3 protein-coding genes and 1 pseudogene are annotated in these 4,034 nt (G+C 66.8%); 3 read left to right on the forward strand and 1 reads right to left on the reverse strand.

Annotated features, from left to right (window positions below; translation table 11 throughout):
• The 3 genes and pseudogenes from ACRDP3_RS03735 to ACRDP3_RS03745 form a co-directional block, all read left to right on the forward strand.
• A pseudogene (locus tag ACRDP3_RS03735) lies at window positions 1-420 on the forward strand (transcriptional regulator); the annotation flags it as partial.
• Entirely contained in the window at window positions 421-996 is a 576-nt protein-coding gene (locus ACRDP3_RS03740) for a transcriptional regulator (protein ID WP_431515356.1), read from the forward strand. It begins immediately after the preceding pseudogene.
• A 132-nt stretch (window positions 997-1,128) separates the two neighbouring features.
• A protein-coding gene (locus ACRDP3_RS03745; protein WP_431515357.1) for an IS3 family transposase occupies window positions 1,129-2,294 on the forward strand; the annotation gives its coding sequence in 2 pieces (ribosomal slippage) (window positions 1,129-1,413 and window positions 1,416-2,294; 1,164 coding nt in all).
• Window positions 2,295-3,143: 849 nt separating this feature from the next.
• Here ACRDP3_RS03745 and ACRDP3_RS03750 read toward each other — a convergent pair.
• On the reverse strand, window positions 3,144-3,908 hold the full coding sequence (locus ACRDP3_RS03750) for a transposase family protein (protein ID WP_431515358.1): 765 nt from the start codon (window positions 3,906-3,908) through the stop codon (window positions 3,144-3,146).
• Window positions 3,909-4,034: the final 126 nt, after the last annotated feature.

The following is a 4,034-nucleotide window of genomic DNA, read 5'->3' on the forward strand; positions in this document are numbered from 1 at the left end:
GGACTGTGTGGGGCCCCGTTGGTTCATGAGTCGTGGACGTCGGGGGGGAGTGAGGGTTTGTTGGAGAAGTTGCGGGTCACCTTCGCTCAGGCGCGCGAGAGTGCTCTGGAGATCGATGATGAGGTCACTCAGGCGTATGTGAAGGCGATGTATTCGAAGTTTGTGTCGACTTTGGGTTCTTCGAATTTTAATCGGGATCTTTACCGGCAGGACTGGGTGCACATCATCCGTTCCCAGGCGTTCGCGAATTTGTGGGGGAAGGCGTTCAAGGCCCACCAGGCGGGTCTGAGCGTGGCTGGGATGCTGGGCACTGACGAACTCCACCTCATCGGTGACTGGCGCCAGGTCTTCACCGAGGGCCGTGGTGTCGCCCAGGTGAAGATCAAAGACAGCTACACCATCACTGGGGGGGAGAGGTAGATGCCGGACAGAACTCACCAGTTCGGTCTGCTGCGCGCCCGTGGTGAGAAGGGCAGCACCGCCGCCGCCCGCGTGCTGGAGCGCCTCGCTCTGGAAGGCGGCATCGTCTCTCCGGTCACCACTCGCCGTGGCCTGAACGCGCGGCTGACCTACCTCACCCGCTCAGCGTCGGGATACCAGGCGATGCGGGAGGCAGGCATCACCGTCACCTCCCGCACGATGCGGGACTGGACCCGGCACACCCAGACTCCCAGCCGGGCCAATCGGGCCCGTATCGACGTCGCCTACCGCGCCTACCGCCGCCACAACGTCGCCCGCCATCTCCTTGCTCGCCTCAACGCGCGCGGGGGCACGCGGGTGGAGATCCACCCCCTGGACCAGTCCCAGGTCCTCAACAAGTACCGGCGGGTGCTGGACTTCCGCCGCATCAACATCCGCCGCTGGGACCGCATCGTCGCCGCCTGGCAGGCCGGAGATGACGCCGCGCTCGCCGACGCGTGGGATGAGACGCTCCCGGACCTGGGCAGCGACTGGGGCAAATACGAGTACGTCACCGCGGTCGCTTTCTCCGCCTGAACCTTCCTTCCGGGCGGAAGCGCGGTCCAGCGATAGCGGGCCTACAACCAGGGGACGCGAGCGAGGGACTGCTGCAGGGTCTGGTGACATCTGATCTGGCTTGCCCGTGGGCCGGCCTGGAAGGATGTCGCTGTGCCTGTTCCCTATCCCCAAGAGTTCCGTGACGACGTCGTGCGCGTGGCCCGCAACCGCCCGGACGGCGTCACCCTCGCGCAGATCGCGAAGGACTTCGGCGTCCACGAGATGACGCTGTCGAAGTGGCTGCGCCAGGCCGCCGTCGAGGACGGCGAGAAGCCCGGCGTCACGCAAGCGGAGTCCGCGGAGAACCGTGAGCTGAAGAAGCGGGTGCGCATGCTGGAGCAGGAGAACGAGGTCCTGCGCCGCGCGGCTGCCTACCTGTCGCAGGCTCACCTGCCGTCAAAAGGCTCTACCCGCTCGTGAGAGAGCTCGCCGCCGACAACATCCCTGTCGCGGTTACGTGTCGGGTGCTCACGCTCTCCCGCCAGCACTACTACCGCTGGCTCCGTCAACCGTTCACGGACGCCGAGATCACCGTGGCCTACCGCGCGAACGCGCTGTTCGACGCCCACCGCGATGACCCGGAGTTCGGTTACCGGTTCCTCGCCGGTGAAGCGGCCGGCGCGGGTGAGCGCATGAGTGAGCGGACCGCATGGCGGATCTGCCGGGATAACGCCTGGTGGTCGGTCTTCGGGAAGAAGCGGCCGAAGAACGCCAAGAAGCCTGGGCCGCCCGTGCACGACGATCTCGTCCAGCGCGACTTCACCGCGACCGGCCCGAACCAGTTGTGGCTGACCGACATCACCGAACACCCCACCGGCCAGGGCAAGCTCTATCTGTGTGCGGTCAAGGACGCCTTCTCCGGCCGGATCGTCGGGTATTCCATCGCGGGCCGGATGAAGGCCCGGCTCGCTGTGAATGCACTGGACAGCGCGGTCGCCAGGAGAGGGGACGTGGCCGGCTGCATCGTGCATTCGGACCGCGGATCGCAGTTCCGCTCACGGAAGTTCGTCCACGCCCTGGGCCGGCACAGGTTGACCGGATCCATGGGAAGAGTCGGCGCCGCGGGTGACAACGCCGCCATGGAATCCTTCTTCGCGCTCCTGCAGAACAACGTCCTCGACCGACGTCCCTGGGCCACCCGACAGGACCTCCGCACCGCGATCGTCACCTGGATCGAGCGGACCTACCACCGACGCCGTCGACAACTACGTCTCGGCCGTTTGACCCCCATCGAGTTCGAGATCACCATGAAACCCGCCGCAGCCCTCGCGGCATGAAAACCGACTGTCACCTACCCGTGCAGCAGTCCCCGAGGACGGTGCCGCGGCTTACAGAAACTGCCGCCTCGCCGGGCGATCGAGGCGGGATCCCCGTGCGGATCGCGTCCTGGTTGTTCATCAGCTGGCTCTGTTCACGAGAACGGACAGCACTTCGACGTCGGTTCGGGAGGCGGTGGCCGCGGCGGCCTGGTCGGAATGTTCACGAGTTTCGACAGCACCCGGCCGGCTGGAGGCGTTCCCCCTTGGCCAAGGACTCGGCGGCGGTAAGAGCCCGCAGCCAGGCAGAGGCGTGCCGTGCTGGGCTACGTGTGGACCTGCCACCACCGGTGTGCCTCAGCACGAGCCACTTCGGCGTCGTACTGGTTGGCGTCAAAGTGGAACTCCGGCGGCGGGGAGGCGGGGGCGTGCGGAACCTCCCAGTCCGACCACTGCACGATGTCCCCGAACCGTTGCACGACGTTGGACAGGAAACCGCAGCAACCGCCGGTGCACTCCGGTTCCCCAAGCTCCGGACGGCGTGCCTGGCTGGTCGCCCCGCAGGAGGCTGGGCCCGGGCGTGAGTGGTTCCGGTACAGAAAATGCCGGTGAGAACGATCATGCCCTTGCGGCTCAGCTACCATCCTACGAACCGGCCTTTGACCCGCAGGCTGACGAATCGCGAGTGTGCGCCGCACGCGAGGCCCGGCGTGCCACCCAGTTGATCACGGGCGGGTGAACACCCGCCCGTGATCACACCCCCAGTCCTGTTCCACCCCTCGGCGAAGGTATAGCGCGGGCGGCCGGCACAGGAACGGCAGAAGCCCACACGCCTCGTGCCTGTACTCGGTCACTGAGGGTTTTCCAACCTCAGCATGAGGTCGCGAGGTGGAGGGTGAGGACCGCTTTGACCAGGGCGGTGATCCGATTGGTGCTGCACCGCAGCTTCCGCAGGAGCCGCCAGGCTTTCAGGGTCGCCATGGCTTGTTCGCCGACGGCTCGGATGCGGGCGTGGGAGATGTTGACGGCCCGCTGACCGGTGGAGAGGTTCGCCCAGCGGCCGCGGTAGGGCACCCGGATCGTGCCTCCGGCGCCCTGGTAGCCCTTGTCCGCCCAGCAGTTGATCTCCTCCTTGGCGAGGGTGTCGATCACTCCGTGGGTGCGGGCGGCCTTGATGTCGTGGATGGCTCCGGGCAGCGCGGGTGAGGCCCACAGCAGTCGGCCGAACGGATCGGTGAGGACCTGCACGTTCATGCCGTGCTTCCGGTGTTTTCCGGAGTAGAAGGGCTGGTCGGCGGCGATCCGGTCGATCGCCAGCAGCGTGCCGTCCAGGATCACGAACGCTTTGGTGGATGCGGCGCGGGCGGCGGTCCGCAGGTCGGGAGCCAGCGCGGCGAGGACCTCGACGGCCTCGGCCACGTACCGGTAGACCGTGGCGATCCCGACTTCGAATCCGGCGGCGAGGCGGGCGTAGGTGTCACCGCAGCGCAGATGCGCCAGGACCAGCAGCGCCTGGCGTCCTGCGGGCAGACGGCGCCACCTGGTGCCCTTCTCACGATGCCGCGTGCCCAGCTCGCGGGCGAGGAAGCGCAGGGTCGAGGTGGACAGATCGATTCCCGATGGGTAGACAAGCACGCGGAAGCTCCTGGCTGGACAGTTGATCTCGACAATCACCCGTCTACCAGGAGCTTCTCTACGTCTCAGCACCGCCCCTCGCCTCAACTCCCGTCCCGCGCAACCAGGTTGGAAACAGCTCACTGA

Origin of the sequence: Streptomyces sp. (assembly GCF_050698815.1) — a bacterium.
Taxonomy (GTDB): domain Bacteria; phylum Actinomycetota; class Actinomycetes; order Streptomycetales; family Streptomycetaceae; genus Streptomyces.